Raw genomic sequence first — 14,436 nt, 5'->3', positions numbered from 1 at the left:
GCATGCCTACTCGCCCAGCAGGAACTCCAGCGGAATCTCCAGACGCTGCGCCCAGCTGGTCTCGTTGTGCTCGGCGCCCTCGAAGACCCGGCTCTCGAAACCGCGCCCCTTCACGTAGCCCCGTTCCTCCAGGAGGCGGTCGACCTGGTCCTGGTAGACCCCGTAGCTCGCGTCCAGTGTTTCGGTACCCCGGTCGAGATAGAGGCGATGCGTGGCGGGATCGGGCAAGCGGGTGCGCAGGTACTCGACCGTGATGCCGTCGCCGATCGGCCAGTGGGTCGACAGCGCGGCGGCGGCGCCGAATACCTCCGGGTACTCCGAGATGGCGTACAGAGAGATCAGCCCACCCATGCTCGACCCCATGATGAAAGTGTCCTCCGGCCCCGGCCCGGTGCGGTAGTGCGCATCGACGTAGGGCTTGAGTTCCCCGACGATGAACCGGAGATAGGCATCGGACCGGATGTCCTGCTCGCCGACCAGGGCACCACGGCTGGAACCGACGGGCCGGTCCCGCGCCTGGGCCATCCGGTAGGCCGCCTCGGGCATGTACTCGCCGGTGCGGTTGGACGTGTTGTCGATGGCCACCACGATGGCCGGGCGGATCCGGTCCTGGGCGAGCAACCGTTCCATCGCCAGCTCGGTCTCCCAACTGCCGAAGCCCGAACCGCTCGACGGCGCGCGGGCGAACACGTTCTGGCCGTCGTGCATGTACAGCACCGGATAGCGCCGGCCCGGCTCCGGGTAGCCGGGTGGCAGCCATATCCGTACCGCCCGTTGCGGCACGTGGCGGGAAGGCAGCAGCAGCGTTTCCTGCAGGTGGCCCTGCCCGGCACCGTCGTGGCCCCAGGCCTGCACCGGCGACAGCAGCAGCAACAGCCACAGCACGGCATACCACCGGACGATTCCACGCACGACGCGACTCCTGCTCATTCGACCGACCGGTAACGGTTCCGGATCTCCTCGGCCATGCCGGCGAGGTGCGCGCGGAAGCCGGCCAGGTCCCGCGGCGGCGACTTCCAGTCCGGATCGGGATAGTTCCGCAGCGCCTCGGCGATGTTCGACGCGTCCACGAAGCCGGGATCCACGGTGGCCGGCTCCAGTTCCCGGAACGGCGCCAGGAACAGGTACCCGTCGAACAGGTCCGCCATCGTGAAGTCGGGATGGCACATCGCGTAGTAGCTGCGGTCGGGCAGCGCGCCCATGGCCGCGTTCTTCAGGTCGAATCCGCGCGGCGCATTGCCCAGCTCCGCCATGATCCGTTCGATGGCACCCTGCGCCGGCTGCACCAGGGCGGGTTGGCGGCCGGGCAGGTTCGGGAACGGCTGGTGCACCAGCACGCTGACGACGCGGTCCGGATGCCGCCGCAGCAGGCGGTTGCCGAGCCAGTTGGCGTCGAACCCGCAGAAGCCTTCGTTGTTGTCCTCCACCCGCGGCATGGCGTAGCGGGTGAACGCATGCGGTGTGCCGGTGAGTACCAGGGCCTTTTCCCCGCGCCGGAGGACCTGGTCCTCGATCACCCGCGCGCGAAAGCCGTCGACCGTCCCGCGCCAGAACACCCGCTGCAGCACGTCCGGCGTGCGCGGCGCGGCGAACTCGTGCCACCGGTACACATAGCTCATGTTGACGATGCGGAACGGCGGCGCACCGGCGGGCAGGCTGCGGTTGAGGCGCCAGGCGGCTTCGTACAGGTCGCGGTACTCGACCCAGCTCCACGCGCTGTTGTAGCGGAACATCAGCCGCTTCAGCGCGTCGGCGTCGTACCCCGGTGAAGTCAGCAGCCGGTCGAGCTCATGCTGGTCTTCCTCGGCCCCGAACTCCACGACCAGGTTGTGGACACCGGCGCGGTGGAGCTGCGGGACCAGGTCGCGCACGAACGCCAGCGTCTGCCGGATCGCATGGTCCTCGCCGAGCAGGACCAGGTCGGCATCCGCGAACTGGTCGAGGATGTACGCCTCGGCGGACCGCCGGTCCGCGGCCAGCATGGCCGCATGCTCCACATCGGAGACGGACGCCGCGGCCTCCCCGGCCAGGCACAAGGTCAACGCCAACAGCAAGCCCCTCACCGATCCCACCTCGAGCGCAACCGTGATCGCGGGACGGCAGGCATGCCCCGTCCCTGGCCGCGACGACGGTAGCCCGCGCCGGAGCGGCCGTGCAACGCGAATACGTATGCAGGACATGCGGGGTCAGGAAGAAGAACGGAGCCCCTGTCCGTCGCACTCCGCTTCAGCGGCGTCCTGGATGGCAACGCGCGCCGTGCGCCCAACGGCGGCTGAATGCTGGCCACCGGTCGATCCAGCGGACCGCAGCACGGGCGTAGTGTCGGCATTGGGGCAACCGGCCTCGCTGCAAGGAGCGACCCATGGCGTTCAGTAGCGCAGGAAGTACCGGACCGCTGGCGGAGATCAACGTCACCCCGCTGGTGGATGTGATGCTGGTGTTGCTGATCATCTTCATCGTGACCGCGCCGATCGTGGCCCGGCCGATCGACGTGGCGTTGCCGCAAGCCACCGACCGCCGCATCGAGCGTCCCGACCCGCCGCCACCGGTCGAACTGCGCCTGGACGCGGCCAACCAGCTGACCTGGAACGGCACGCCCATCGGCGCGGGCGAACTGCGGGCGCGCATGCAGGCACAGGCCCAGTCCCACGCCGGCAACCTGCCGGAGCTTCGCATCGCCAGCGACCCCGACAGCCAGTACGAGGCATTGGTGAGGATCCTCGCCGCGGCCGACGCCACCGGGATGCGGCGCATCGCCTTCGTCCGCTAGCCGGCAGAGGTCACGGCCCGCCCGCTCGCGCGGCGGGGGGCCGCTGGCCACCCGCCGTGGCCCTGGCGCGATCGGTTTTCGGACCCCGGTCCTCGAGGTCAGCGGTCGCGCCTGGGCAGCGGCAGGATCATCGGCACGCGGCGCTGGTACTCACGGTAGGTGTCGCCGTACTGCGCGACCAGGTCGCGTTCCTCCAGGCACTTCACCGCGACCAGGATGTAGCCGGTGGTGGCCAGCGCGAACAGCAGGTGCCCGAGCGTCATCGTCGGCGTCGCCCAGAACGCGACCAGGAAGCCGAGCATCAGCGGATGGCGGACGATGCGGTAGTAGGCGCGGGTCACGAACGGCGCGTGGCCGTCGGGCCGGCGCCGGCCGCGGCTGTACTGCCATACCTGCTTGAGCCCGAACAGGTCGAAATGGCTGATGACGAAGGTGCCGGTGAGCACCAGCAGCCAGCCCAGCGCCGACAGCGCGTACAGGAAGACTCGCGCGGCCGGGTTGCCGACGTGCCAGACCAGCTGCGGCAGCGGCTGCCAGAACCAGAACAACAGGATCAGCGCCACGCTCGTCAACAGCACATAGGTGCTGCGTTCGATCGGTTCGGGCACGAACCGGGTCCACCAGCGCTTGAACCCCGGCCGGGCCATGCCGCTGTGCTGCACGGCGAACAGCGTGAGCAGGGCGAGGTTGACCAGCAGCGCGCGGACCACGCCATCGCCCGTGCCGGAGTCGATGTGCTTGGGTACGCCCAGTCCGGCGACGAAGCCGATGGCGTAGAGGAACGTGACCAGGAACACCGCGTAGCAGACGGCGCCGTAGAGCAGGACGGACAGGCGGGCCATGCGACCACCTCGGACGTGGATGGATTCGTCCAGCGATTGTGGCCGCCGCCTTCATGGCGACGACAGATGAACCTTGTCCCGGTTGCGGCCGGATTCTCCGCCGGCCCGGGACGAATGTCCCGACTAGCGCAACAGTCCGTGGCGATGCGCATACACGATCGCCTGGGCCCGGCTGCGCACGCCGATCTTCCCGTACAGGTGCGAGACGTGGTTGCGCACGGTCTTTTCCGAGATCCGCAGTTCCGCGGCGATCTGCGCATTGCTGGCGCCCTCGCCCAGCCGGGCCAGTATCTCGCGTTCGCGGCGGCTCAGGCCCTCCAGGGTGGCCACCGTCGCAGCGGATGCGGCGATGCCCTGCCCGGTGAACTCGCGCACGGCCTGGCAGAACTGTTCCCAGGCCGGCTCGTGCTCGAGCAGGACATGGTTCGGCGAATCCAGGGTGACGAAATCGGCGCCCGGGATGCCGCTGGCCAGCCGGCGCCCTTCGGACAGCGGCACTACTTCGTCGCGGGTCGCATGCAGGACCAGGGTCGGCGTGGCGACCCGCGGCATGAACTCGCGCGCATCCATTTCCGCACGCGCCGCGATCAGCCGCGCACCGATCTCGGCACGGGTGGACTTGCGGCACAGGTCGTTGAACCAGGCGATCTGCTCCTCGGTGCCCCCGGGAATGAAGCGGGAAGTGAACAGCTGGCGGAAGGCGGGATTGGGTTTGTCCCAGCCGAACCGGGCCAGCTGTTCCATCAACTGGTACAGGTGCGACGATTCGGCGTCGCCGCGTCGCTTGGCGCCCAGCACGTAGCCGCCGTAGAGGATCAGGTGCGAGACCCGCTGCGGGTGGCGCGCCGCGTAGGCCACGGCGGTAGCCGCGCCCTGGCTGATGCCGAGCAGGACGAAGGGCTGCGGCAGGCCGGCCGCATCGACCACCGATTCGAGATCTTCCAGCCAGCGTGGCAGCGACAGTTCGCCCGCGTCCCAGTCGCTCAATCCGCAGCCACGCTCGTCATAGCGCAGGTAGCGGTAGTGGCCGGAAAGGAACCGCACCCAGTGGCGCCAGACCGGGCTGTCAGGGTCGTACTCGAGGTGGGTCAGCCAGTTGGAGGCCTTGACCAGCGGCATCCCCTGCCCGCTGACCGTCCAGGCCAGGCGAACGCCATCGCTGGCGGTGAGCAGATGGGTGGGTGGCTTCATGGCCGGCGCTGTCCAGCGGACGGAGAAACGAAGGAACGGTCAGCCGATCTCCACGTTGGCATACCGATCGTGCGCGTCCTTGACCTCGCTGCGCTTGCCTGGCGAGGGCCGGGGCGCCGGCTTCTTCTTCGGTGCGACGGTCCGGGACGCCGTCTCCATGGTGGGCCGCTTCACCGCGGACTGTTTCTTCACCGCTGACGCCGATGCGTTCTTCGATACCGCCCCTGCCGGCTTGCGGGGCGAAACGGGCTGGGTGGTCCTGGACATCACGGGGCCTCCGGACGGTCCTGCGCGCTGGCAAGCGACAGACGCATGTTACGCCCACCAACCGCGGTCCGGGACCCTTCCCAAAAAGGGGTCAGGTTCATTTTCCCGGCTATCCCAAGCCAAGGAATGCAGGGAACGCAAGGAACGCAAGGAACGCAAGGAACGCAAGGAAATGTACCTGACCCTTTTTATGGACATAGTGGACTCGGCCCGCGGGTGCGCCTGGAGAGGCTGCCAGTAAAAGGGGTCAGGTTCATTCGCCAGGAGAGGCTGTGGACCAGCGACCGGAAGGCAGCCCTGGAGTTGCGGAGAGTTGGTGCCCCGAGGAGGCCGCCGCCGGAGCCGTGAACGTTGCATTGATCCCCAGGTCACGGCTGGATCACTCCCGCCGGGTCAACCTGAGCACCGCTTCCCGATGCTGGAGATCCGCGATGAGCATGCTCAAGACCCTGGCCCTGGGCGTTGTCGGCCTCCTCGCCTACCAGGCCTGGCAGCGCCGCAAGGCCACGGCACCGACGGCCGCCGTGCCCGATGCCGGCGACCGGACCCCGCCGCATGGCGACCCCGTGTTCGCCGGCGCCGATCCGGACCTCGCGTACGCGCCGCGCGCGGCGGCGCAGTCGAGCCGCGGCTTCGGCGAGCCTTGAGGTCGCGGCCTTCGCTACGGCACGCGGTGGAAGGTGATGGTCTGCAGGATCGGCGTGCCGTCGCTGCCGAAGAAGGCCTTGGTCTCGGTCAACGTCCCGCTGTCCGCGGCCACCGAATAGATGCGCGTGGAAGCCGGCGCTCCGTCGTCGACCAGCTGCATCACCAGCACGTTCGGGGCAGGCATCTTCATCGCGGAAACGTCGGCCCAGTAGTTGCCGGCGATCGATCCCGGTGTGCCGTCGAGCGGCAACGTCGCCTCGGCGCGCATGGTTTCGCCGCTCTGATGCACGATCTCCACGTGCGTGGCCCAGTTCCCGTTGCCCGCGTCCTGGAACTCGAGGATCACGCTCTTCGGCCGCGCTTCTGGTGGTATCGGCAATGTCGCGACCTCGATGGCCCAGCGACCCACCAGCGGAGACACGGCCGATTCGGCATGTGCAGGTGTGGCCTGGAACGCGACCACAGCCAGCAAGAGGGCGAACGTCGTCTTCATGGGGAGTTCCCTTGGGATGGGTCGACTTGTTGCTTCGGGCCTAGGAACCGATCAAAAGGGGTCAGGTTCATTTTTCCCAACCCTCCCAAGCGAAGGAATGCAAGGAAATGTACCTGACTCCTTTATGGGCCCCTTCTTCGGCTTCGGGACCGGGACGGCTTAGGTCCGCAAGGGGCGTAGCGGGGGTACCACGTCGCCGGATCAGGATGTCGGCACGGCCTCGATCTCCACGCCCTCGGCCAGGATCCGGTATTCGACCGGCGAAACCTCCAGCCCCTTGCTGTCCTCGCGCAGGTGTTCGAGCTGCTCGGGCGTGAGTTCCTTGCGCGAGAGCACACCGACCGCCTCCGCGTGACCGCTGCTGTCCTTCGGGATCAGGAACGCGTGGTCCTTGAACATCACCCGCGCGGTCTGGCCGTTGTCCTCCAGCACGATCCAGCAACCCTTGGCCTGGCAGACCTGGGTGATGCGGCCGCTATAGCGCTGCTGCTTTCCTGCGTGCTGGTCGAACGCGGCCAACGCCTCGGACAGGGGCACTGCCGCGGTGTCGGGCAACGGTTCGCCGTAGCGGACAGGCTCACCGGCATGGGCAAGGCCCGCCGCGGTCAGCAGGACGACAGGAAGCAGGACGCTGCGCATGATCGGCTCCGGATTGGTTTTCCGGAAAGGATACGCCGCGCGACGGGAAGAATCAGGAGACCCAAAAGGGGTCAGGTTCATTTTCCCGACTCTCCCAAACGAGGGACGCAAGGATATGGACCTGTCCCCTTTTTACTGGCCCCTTTTTCTGAAGTAAATGTACCCGACCCCTTTTATTGACCCCTTTTATTTTCGTGCAGCGGCATTCGAGCGGCCCGGCAAGCATCTGTCCGGCCATGCGCTTATTTCCCCCGTCCCCTTTGGCCTGTTCACCACTGCCGCTGCAGGTAGGCCGAATGTACCCAGCCGGTGACCGTGGCGCCCGCCTGGGCGCGACTGCCTTCACGGACGACCTGGACGTAGGCCCAGTCTCCCTCGTGGCGCAGTGCCTCCACGAGCGTGCCCTGCTGCAGCTGGCCCGGTGGATCGACCAGTTCGTAGCTCGTGGCCGGACCGCCGCGCAGGTTCAGGCGCGAGGCGCTCACCTTGTAGCGCGGTTGCGCCGATTCGCGTCCGTAGTCGTCGACCAGCGACCGGAAGCTGTCCAGCGGGAACGCCGGCCCCGGATCGGTCTTCCACCCCCGCGTGTCGACTTCTTCGTGCGTGACGATCTCGTGGATCGGATAGGCCCTGGCGATCGCCAGGCAGATCTGCCGACTGGTATCGAGTTGCGCATCGGTGTACAGCGGCCAAGCCAGCTCCCCGCTCCCGACCCTGCTATTGCGCGCCAGCAGATAGCCGCCGTCCGACTGCAGCTGGCGCGTGCTGCGTCTGTTGCCGTGGTAGTCGACCCAGCCACCGTGGCCGTCGGGCTTGAGCCAGCCGGGATTGAGCAGCTCGATGCCGATCGCATGGCTGTTCAGGTCCGCAACCGTGCCCAGCCGCGACGGTCCAGCGTGCCAGGCCCGCCGGTTGAACGGACAGATCTGCCAGGCCTTGCCGTCGCGCCCGACCAGGATGTGGGCGCTCGACTCGGTATTGCCGCTGCCGCCGGCCCTGCCTAGCAGCCAGGCCAGGTTGTTTTCCGCGCTCCAGCCGGTCGTGTAATGCATCACGATGAATCGCGGCTTGATGGTCTTGCCCTGGCTGTAGTTGCTGGTGTGCTTGTGCCAGAGCGCATCGATGCGATGGTTGACGACATCCATTTCCACTCCTCCTGCGGGACAAGGAACGACGGCCGCCGGATCCGACCGCACCGCCGTCGACCGGAACAACGCGTCCTGCAAAGCGAGGCGGACATCCTGCGCCGCGGCCCCGCAGGCGGTACCGGCATACAGGGCGCGGAAAGCAAAACGCCGGCACGGGGCCGGCGTTGCATAAAAGGGGTCAGGTTCATTTCCCGGATTTCCTCAACCCAGAAATGAACCTGACCCCTTTTCTGCTTGAGCTCAGTGCACGGTCACCACGATCGGCTCGCCGCGGGTGACGATCAGGGTGTGCTCGAACTGCGCCGAGCGGTTGCCCGGGGCCGCCAACAGCGTCCATCCATCGTCGGCCTCGTCCACGAGGCGGCTGCGGGTGGAGAGGAACGGCTCGATGGTGATCACCAGGCCCTCGTGCAGCACGCGGGTATCGTCCGGGTCGTAGTAGCCGGCGATCTGGCCCGGCTCTTCGTGCAGGGCCCGGCCGACGCCGTGGCTGGCCAGGTTCTCGATCACCCGGAAGCCGAAGCGGCGCGCGGTCGCCTCGATCGCCGCGCCGATGCGGTTCAGCGGCTGCCCGGCGCGCGCCACCTTCAACGCCTCGGCCAGGGCGGTGCGCGACGCATGGCACAGGCGCGTGTCGCGCGCCGAGGCCGAGGGCAGCACCCGGGTGCCGCCGGTGTCGGCGAAGTAGCCGTCCAGCTCGGCGGACACGTCCACGTTGAGCACGTCGCCGGGCCGCAGCACGCGCGCGCCCGGGACGCCGTGCGCGGCCTCCTCGTTGACACTGATGCAGGTCGCGCCGGGGAAGCCGTAGGTCAGCCGCGGCGCGGGCTGTGCGCCGGCTTCGGCCAGCAGCCGTTCGCCGATCACGTCCAGCTCGGCGGTGGTCATGCCCGGCCGGGCCGCGGCCAGCATCGCCTCGCGCACGCGCGCGACGATGCCGCCGATGCGCTGCAGGGCCTCGATGTCGGACTGGGATTCGATGGTCATGGCGGGATTCTATCGCACACGCCACGCATCAAACGGGCTGTCCAAGGGTGGCTACTTCGATGATCTCTTGATCCAATCGGTAGCTACGGAGAACGTCTCAGGCATGTTGTTGTGCCCCAGGCTGGAGAACAGAACGTAGTCGTACCCATGCCCGGCGTCCCGCAGTTTTTGCAGGTTCTGGATGGACAGGTCGACCGGGATGCTGCCATCTCGCCCCCCGAATATCCAAAGCCCGGGAATCCCGAGTTTCGCCAGGCTTTCATTCGGATCCGAATCCTTCCCGAGGAAATCGGGCCAGATGTATTTTTGCTTTCTTGAATCCAAGGCCTCGGAGTAACTTGGAACCCTCTTCCCGTCCAGGTCCCCCGTATATTTGCTGAAGATGTCCTCTTCACTGACCTTGCAGACAGGCCCGCTCCACAGGACCATGAAACTCGCGACGCCACTTTTCTCCGCAGCCAGGGGAACGATCCATCCCGCCTGACTGATCCCTGCCAGACCCACAGGCACACCCTCCAAGGCAGGGTGACTGGAGAGCGTGTTCAAGGCCGACACCGCGTCGTCCGCCAGAAGGACTATGTTCCTTTCACCAACGCTCTGCTCGCCTTCGTACTCGCCCCCCGACCTGCCGACGCCCCGCTTGTCGTAAACCAGGGCCGCCACACCTTCCCTGGCGAAACCCTCGGCCCAGCGCATGTTCCTTGTCTGCTTTCCCGAGCCATGCACGAACACCACGGCGGAATGTATCTCCCTGTCGACGGGAAACACTATCGATCCAGACAGCCTGTCGCCGTGGCTGATGAATTCGACATCCTCGATCCTATGGTTCTCGCCATGCACCCCGAGGCTGTGGAGGAACAGGATCACCATCAACAGGGCTTTTTTCATGGATGTCCTCCGTGGATCCAGGCAGCGGGCAAGACCCGTCGGCAGCAGGCCGGCCGGATGCATCGCATTCCCCAGGCTGGCAGACCGGGAGGCTATCGGGGCACCCATACCCGGCAAACCGCAACCGACCGGACGCAGCCCACGCCGACGAAACCGGGTAATTCGCGGACAGGACGCCCCACGTCCAGCTGGCCAGCGCCAGAACTGCGCCTAAACGGGCCCTCTCCAGGAAGGCCTGAACGATTCGCCTTTTTTGCTCGTCATTCCCGCGAAGGCGGGAAGCGCTTCACAGCAGGTGCTCGCGGAAGAACCGGGTCATCTCCATCGTCGACTTCACCCGGTTGGCCTCCTTGCGCCAGCCGTGGCCCTCGTCCGGGAACAGCACGAACTCGACGTCGACGCCGCGCTGCTTGAGCGTGTCGACGATCTGCTCGGCCTCCACCAGCGGCACGTTGGTGTCGTTGGCGCCGTGCATCACCATCAGCGGAGTGCGGACGCGGTCGAGCTTGTGGATCGGCGACAGGTCGCGCAGCAGCTGGCGCTGGGTCTTCGGGTCGCCGTACTCGCCGGCGGAGATCGCCCCCATCCACGGCGTGCTCTGCGAGAAGAAGGTCTCGAAGTTGACCATGCCGAACAGGTTTACCGCCGCGGCGAAAGTCTCGGGGAACTCGGTGACGCCGACCATGGTCGCGTAGCCGCCGTAGCTGCCACCCATGATGCCCAGCCGTTGCCTGTCGCCGATGCCCTCGCGCACCAGGAACTCGGCGGTGGACTGGATGTCGCGGTTGGCGTCGAAGCGGCCTTCATGATTGTCCATCTGCATGAACGCCTTGCCGAAGCCGGACGAGCCGCGGATGTTCGGCGCGAACACGCCGATGCCACTGGCCAGCAGTGCCTGGTAGTCGGCGCGGAAGGCGGGCCGCTCCTGGCTTTCGGGGCCGCCGTGGAAGCTCAGCACCACCGGGCCCGGGGCCTGGAAGTCCTTCGGCAGGTACAGCCAGCCCGACAGTTCCAGGCCGTCGTGGGCGGTGTAGGTGCGCAGTTCCGGCTTGACCAGCTGCGCCAGGTCCACGCCCGGATGCGGGCTCCAGGTCAGGCGCGTCCAGGTGCCGGCATCGAGGTCCAGCCGCCACAGGTCCGCGGGCGCCTGCGAACCGGACAGCGTCAGCACCACGCTGCGGCCGTCGGGGGCGAAGTCGATGCCGGACACCAGTTCGGACGGCGCCGCCGGCAGCGGCGTGCGCCGGCCGCTGCGCAGGTCGATGCGCTCCAGCTCGTTGCGCCCGGCGATGTTCCAGACCAGCAGCGCGGTCTGTTTGTCGTCGCTCAGGGCGAAGCCCTGCAGTTCGCCGTCGTCGCGGCTGGCCAGGGTCTGCGGTGCGGAAGGCTTGCCATCCGCGCCGATGGCCAGGCGCGCGAACACCGTGCGGTCCAGGCCCAGGTTGTGGTTGAGATAGACCGTCGACGCATCGGCACCAAACAGCCCGTCGACGCTGGCCGAGCCTTCGTGCGGGGTCAGCAGGGTGCTCTTGCCGGTGGCCAGGTCGTCCAGCCACAGGTTGCTGTTGCCGCGTGTGACCAGCCGCGTCACCAGCGCCTGGTCGCCGATGATGTCGAGCGCGCTGCCGAGACCTTCCATCTGGATCGTGTTGCGGGCCTTGCCGGTCTGCGGATCCCAGATCCAGACATCCATGCTGGCGGCATCGCGCACGTTGCTGCCGAACACGTAGCGGCCGTCGCGGGTGAAATCGCCGACGAAGGTGTTGGCGTCGCCGTCGTCGTCGATCGCGCGCGTCCCGGTGCCGTCCGCGGAGGTGAGCAGCAGGGCCGCGTTGTAACCGCCGCCGGGCGACACCGCGTAGGCGAGCCTGCCGTCCGGTGACCAGCGCACTCCCGAAGCGGGGTCGGTGCCCGACGTCACCGCCCGCGGATAGCCGCCTTCGGCCGGGATCCGCCAGACCTGCGGCACGCCGCTGAGGTTGGTGATGTAGGCGATCTGCCTGCCGTCCGGCGAATACTGCGCGCCGCTGGCGCTACCGACGCGGCCCATGGCCGCGATGCGCGCCTCGAGCTCGGGGTCGGCGGCGGGCGCGGCGGATGCGGGTGCCGACAGCAGGGCCGTGGCCAAGCAGGCGGCCAGTGATGCGGAGCGGAGCAGTTGGGTCATGACGGGGTCCCCGGTCGTCGATGGCAGCGCTCAGGGTATACGACGCGGGCCAAAGGGGCCGGAGGCAGCCAGACCCCTTTAGCCAAATGAACCTGACCCCTTTTCTTGCTGGCTCCTTTCAGAAATGAACCTGACCCCTTTTGGGCTCCCTCTTTGCAGATCGCGAGTAGCGACACCTTTCCCGTCAGGATCGCTCTGGTTGGCGGTTCAAGCAGATATTTCCTCTAGCCCCTTCTTCAGTCGCGTTCCGGGATGGTCCAGCGGTAGATCGTGCTGGGCGGAATTTCGACCGTCTGCTCGGGCTGCCAGTCGCCCATGCGGAAGTCGTGGCTGACGATCCGCGTGCCCGGCTTGAGTTCGGCCAGCAACTTGGGCCGCAGTTTCTCGTTGAGGCTGTCCAGCAGGTACAGGGTGACCACGGTGGCCTCGCTGAAGTCGGCTTCGAACAGGTCCTCCTCGCGGAAAGTGACCAGGTCGGCGACGCCGGCTTCCCGTGCATTGGCATTGGCCTCGCGGATGCGCTCGGGATCGATTTCGATGCCGGTGCCGCGCACGCCGAACTTCCTGGCGGCGGCGATCGGGATGCGGCCATCGCCGGAGCCGAGGTCGTAGAGCACGTCGCCGCGCTTGACCTCGCCCAGCTTGAGCATGGCCTCGACCACGTGTTCGGGCGTGGGCACGTAGACCACATCCGGGGTGCGGCGTGGCTGCGCCACCTCACCGGAGGCAAGGGCTTCGGCGGGATCGCCGAATGCATTCACTGCCGGGAGCGTCTGCACGCCGTCGGCCAGGCTTGCGTCCGTGCTGCTGGTGCCGTCGCTGCAGCCTGCCATGAGCAGGGCCGAGAACAGAAGAGCGAATCGGGAAAGCGGTATGGCGGTCATGTCGCTGCCTCGCGGGAGTGGAATGGTCATGGATTTCGTACATCGTGCGTGGACGATGGACGCGGGTTGAACACCAGCAGCAACAATCCGCCGATCGCCAGCACGGCCACGCCCACCAGAGCGCCGATACCGGTATAGGCCAGGCTGGAATAGAGCAGGTAGGCGCTGGTGGCGCAGAACAGCAGCGGCAACAGCGGGTACAACGGCACCCGGAAGCCACGCGGCGCGTCGGGGTCGCGCCGGCGCAGCACCAACAGTGCAATGCCCACCAGCAGGAAGAACAGCCAGAACACCGGCGCGGTGTATTCGACCGCGGTGCCGAAACCGTCGCGGGCCAGGGCGCCCACGCCGACCAGCAGCAGGGCCAGTGCTCCTTGCACGAGCATGGCGGTGCGCGGCGAGCCGCTGCGCTGGTCCCAGCGGCCGATCCAGGCCAGCGCCGGGAAGTCGCGTCCTGCGGCATACGCGCTGCGTGCACCGGTGATCATGGTCGCATTGGCGGACGTCAGTGCCGCCACCACCACCAGTACGCTGATCGCCGCCGCGCCGGGCGCACCCAGGACCACGTGCATCGCATCGGCCGCCACCGCATCCGATCCGGCGATGCCGCCAAGTCCCAGCACCTTTAGGTAGGCGAAATTGACCATCAGGTAGAGGATCGCCACCGCCGCCAGGCTGCCGGTGAGGATCCGCGGCATGACCCGGCGCGCATCGCGGACCTCGGCGGTCACGTATACCGCTTCGCTCCAGCCGCCGTAGGTGAGCAGCACGAACACCAGGATCAGGCCGTAGCCGTTGCCGCCGGCCACGGCCAGCGGATCGACCGGCGCGTCGGGCGCCAGCAGCAGGCAGACGGCCACGATCAGCACCAGGCCTAGGATCTCCACCACGGTCAACCAGTTCTGGGTTCCGCTGCCCTGGCGCATGCCCAGCCAGTTGATCGTGGTCAGCGCCACCACCGCCACGGCCGCGTACACGGTCGCCGACCATGGCCCGATGGGCAGCAGTTGCGCCAGGTAGTCGCCGACCACGAAGGCAAGCAGGGCGATGGAGCCGGTCTGGATCACCGCCAGCCTGGCCCATGCGTACAGGAAAGCCAGGCGCCTGCCGAAGGCCCGGCGCAGGTAGCTGTAGTCGCCCCCCGCTTCGGGGTAGGTGCTGGCGAGTTCGGCGTAGCACAGGGCACCGATGATCGAAAGCACGCCGCCCACCAGCCAGGCCGACAGGAACACCAGTTCGCTGGACGAGCCAGCGGCGACGAGCGAGGGCGTGCGGAAGATGCCGGCCCCCACCACGATGCCGATGGCGATGGCGAATGCGCTGCGGGCGTGCAGCGTCGGCCTGGGCACAGCGGCGGAACTGGCGGCGGGGGCTGTCACGGTAACCATCGCGATCCTGTCAATGGGCGACGGAAACCGGGGCACGCCGCAAATTCACGTAGAGGCGTCAGTCAACCAGTCACAGGGTTTGCTGTCCGTGAATGCGATGTCAACGAACGCCCCACGTCCTGCC

The 14,436-nt window shown here is 67.5% G+C and carries 15 protein-coding genes; 2 read left to right on the top strand and 13 right to left on the bottom strand.

Annotated features, from left to right (window positions below):
* Positions 1-6: 6 nt before the first annotated feature.
* A complete protein-coding gene (locus WQ53_RS09890; protein ID WP_158497833.1) occupies positions 7-912 on the bottom strand; it encodes an alpha/beta hydrolase in 906 nt (301 codons plus the stop codon).
* A gap of 14 nt (positions 913-926) precedes the next feature.
* The gene (locus tag WQ53_RS09885; RefSeq protein WP_052632008.1) at positions 927-1,982 is read right to left on the bottom strand and encodes a ChaN family lipoprotein; all 1,056 of its coding nucleotides are present in this window, start codon (positions 1,980-1,982) and stop codon (positions 927-929) included.
* A 380-nt stretch (positions 1,983-2,362) separates the two neighbouring features.
* On the opposite strand from WQ53_RS09885, the gene WQ53_RS09880 reads away from it, so the two are divergent.
* A complete protein-coding gene (locus tag WQ53_RS09880) occupies positions 2,363-2,770 on the top strand; it encodes an ExbD/TolR family protein (RefSeq protein WP_052632007.1) in 408 nt (135 codons plus the stop codon).
* A 98-nt stretch (positions 2,771-2,868) separates the two neighbouring features.
* On the opposite strand, the gene mddA is transcribed toward WQ53_RS09880, so the two are convergent.
* The 3 genes from mddA to WQ53_RS16800 form a co-directional block, all read right to left on the bottom strand.
* On the bottom strand, positions 2,869-3,612 hold the full coding sequence (gene mddA / locus WQ53_RS09875) for a methanethiol S-methyltransferase (RefSeq protein ID WP_052632006.1): 744 nt from the start codon (positions 3,610-3,612) through the stop codon (positions 2,869-2,871).
* Between the two features lie 123 nt (positions 3,613-3,735).
* A complete protein-coding gene (locus WQ53_RS09870; RefSeq protein WP_052632005.1) occupies positions 3,736-4,803 on the bottom strand; it encodes an alpha/beta fold hydrolase in 1,068 nt (355 codons plus the stop codon).
* A 39-nt stretch (positions 4,804-4,842) separates the two neighbouring features.
* On the bottom strand, positions 4,843-5,070 hold the full coding sequence (locus WQ53_RS16800) for a hypothetical protein (protein WP_144409292.1): 228 nt from the start codon (positions 5,068-5,070) through the stop codon (positions 4,843-4,845).
* A gap of 431 nt (positions 5,071-5,501) precedes the next feature.
* Between WQ53_RS16800 and WQ53_RS09860 the strand changes: the two genes are divergently transcribed.
* The gene (locus WQ53_RS09860; RefSeq protein WP_052632003.1) at positions 5,502-5,717 is read left to right on the top strand and encodes a hypothetical protein; all 216 of its coding nucleotides are present in this window, start codon (positions 5,502-5,504) and stop codon (positions 5,715-5,717) included.
* Positions 5,718-5,731: 14 nt separating this feature from the next.
* Here the strand turns inward: WQ53_RS09860 and WQ53_RS09855 are convergent, their stop codons facing one another.
* The 8 genes from WQ53_RS09855 to WQ53_RS09820 form a co-directional block, all read right to left on the bottom strand.
* Positions 5,732-6,211 carry a hypothetical protein gene (locus WQ53_RS09855; RefSeq protein ID WP_052632002.1) on the bottom strand — a complete coding sequence of 160 codons (480 nt, stop codon included), beginning with the start codon at positions 6,209-6,211 and terminating at the stop codon, positions 5,732-5,734.
* A gap of 201 nt (positions 6,212-6,412) precedes the next feature.
* The gene (locus WQ53_RS09850; protein ID WP_052632001.1) at positions 6,413-6,850 is read right to left on the bottom strand and encodes a DUF4920 domain-containing protein; all 438 of its coding nucleotides are present in this window, start codon (positions 6,848-6,850) and stop codon (positions 6,413-6,415) included.
* A gap of 269 nt (positions 6,851-7,119) precedes the next feature.
* Positions 7,120-7,995: an N-acetylmuramoyl-L-alanine amidase gene (locus tag WQ53_RS09845; protein ID WP_052632000.1), complete on the bottom strand. Its 876-nt coding sequence runs from the start codon at positions 7,993-7,995 to the stop codon at positions 7,120-7,122.
* A 243-nt stretch (positions 7,996-8,238) separates the two neighbouring features.
* Entirely contained in the window at positions 8,239-8,985 is a 747-nt protein-coding gene (gene map / locus WQ53_RS09840) for a type I methionyl aminopeptidase (protein WP_052631999.1), read from the bottom strand.
* A gap of 51 nt (positions 8,986-9,036) precedes the next feature.
* Entirely contained in the window at positions 9,037-9,873 is an 837-nt protein-coding gene (locus tag WQ53_RS09835; RefSeq protein WP_052631998.1) for an alpha/beta hydrolase family protein, read from the bottom strand.
* 286 nt (positions 9,874-10,159) lie between these two features.
* Positions 10,160-12,040, bottom strand: a complete 1,881-nt coding sequence (locus tag WQ53_RS09830; protein ID WP_052631997.1) for a S9 family peptidase — start codon at positions 12,038-12,040, stop codon at positions 10,160-10,162.
* 236 nt (positions 12,041-12,276) lie between these two features.
* A complete protein-coding gene (locus tag WQ53_RS09825) occupies positions 12,277-12,873 on the bottom strand; it encodes an SAM-dependent methyltransferase (RefSeq protein WP_173427212.1) in 597 nt (198 codons plus the stop codon).
* Positions 12,874-12,950: 77 nt separating this feature from the next.
* Complete coding sequence (locus WQ53_RS09820; protein WP_201774008.1) at positions 12,951-14,303, bottom strand: APC family permease; 1,353 nt, start codon at positions 14,301-14,303, stop codon at positions 12,951-12,953.
* Positions 14,304-14,436 lie beyond the last annotated feature (133 nt).

It is taken from the genome of Pseudoxanthomonas suwonensis, from assembly GCF_000972865.1.
Lineage (GTDB): Bacteria > Pseudomonadota > Gammaproteobacteria > Xanthomonadales > Xanthomonadaceae > Pseudoxanthomonas > Pseudoxanthomonas suwonensis_B.
Note: the sequence above shows the minus strand (reverse complement) of the source record. Positions and strands in the feature narration are given on the sequence as shown.

What these genes read in the sequence shown, in the direction of transcription:
- WQ53_RS09885 (WP_052632008.1), bottom strand. Translation starts at nt 1,982, where the DNA reads ATGCTGGCCGCGGACCGGCGGTCCGCCGAGGCGTACATCCTCGACCAG.
- WQ53_RS09880 (WP_052632007.1), top strand. Translation starts at nt 2,363, where the DNA reads ATGGCGTTCAGTAGCGCAGGAAGTACCGGACCGCTGGCGGAGATCAAC.
- mddA (WP_052632006.1), bottom strand. Translation starts at nt 3,612, where the DNA reads ATGGCCCGCCTGTCCGTCCTGCTCTACGGCGCCGTCTGCTACGCGGTG.
- WQ53_RS09870 (WP_052632005.1), bottom strand. Translation starts at nt 4,803, where the DNA reads ATGAAGCCACCCACCCATCTGCTCACCGCCAGCGATGGCGTTCGCCTG.
- WQ53_RS16800 (WP_144409292.1), bottom strand. Translation starts at nt 5,070, where the DNA reads ATGTCCAGGACCACCCAGCCCGTTTCGCCCCGCAAGCCGGCAGGGGCG.
- WQ53_RS09860 (WP_052632003.1), top strand. Translation starts at nt 5,502, where the DNA reads ATGAGCATGCTCAAGACCCTGGCCCTGGGCGTTGTCGGCCTCCTCGCC.
- WQ53_RS09855 (WP_052632002.1), bottom strand. Translation starts at nt 6,211, where the DNA reads ATGAAGACGACGTTCGCCCTCTTGCTGGCTGTGGTCGCGTTCCAGGCC.
- WQ53_RS09850 (WP_052632001.1), bottom strand. Translation starts at nt 6,850, where the DNA reads ATGCGCAGCGTCCTGCTTCCTGTCGTCCTGCTGACCGCGGCGGGCCTT.
- WQ53_RS09845 (WP_052632000.1), bottom strand. Translation starts at nt 7,995, where the DNA reads ATGGATGTCGTCAACCATCGCATCGATGCGCTCTGGCACAAGCACACC.
- map (WP_052631999.1), bottom strand. Translation starts at nt 8,985, where the DNA reads ATGACCATCGAATCCCAGTCCGACATCGAGGCCCTGCAGCGCATCGGC.
- WQ53_RS09835 (WP_052631998.1), bottom strand. Translation starts at nt 9,873, where the DNA reads ATGAAAAAAGCCCTGTTGATGGTGATCCTGTTCCTCCACAGCCTCGGG.
- WQ53_RS09830 (WP_052631997.1), bottom strand. Translation starts at nt 12,040, where the DNA reads ATGACCCAACTGCTCCGCTCCGCATCACTGGCCGCCTGCTTGGCCACG.
- WQ53_RS09825 (WP_173427212.1), bottom strand. Translation starts at nt 12,873, where the DNA reads ATGGCAGGCTGCAGCGACGGCACCAGCAGCACGGACGCAAGCCTGGCC.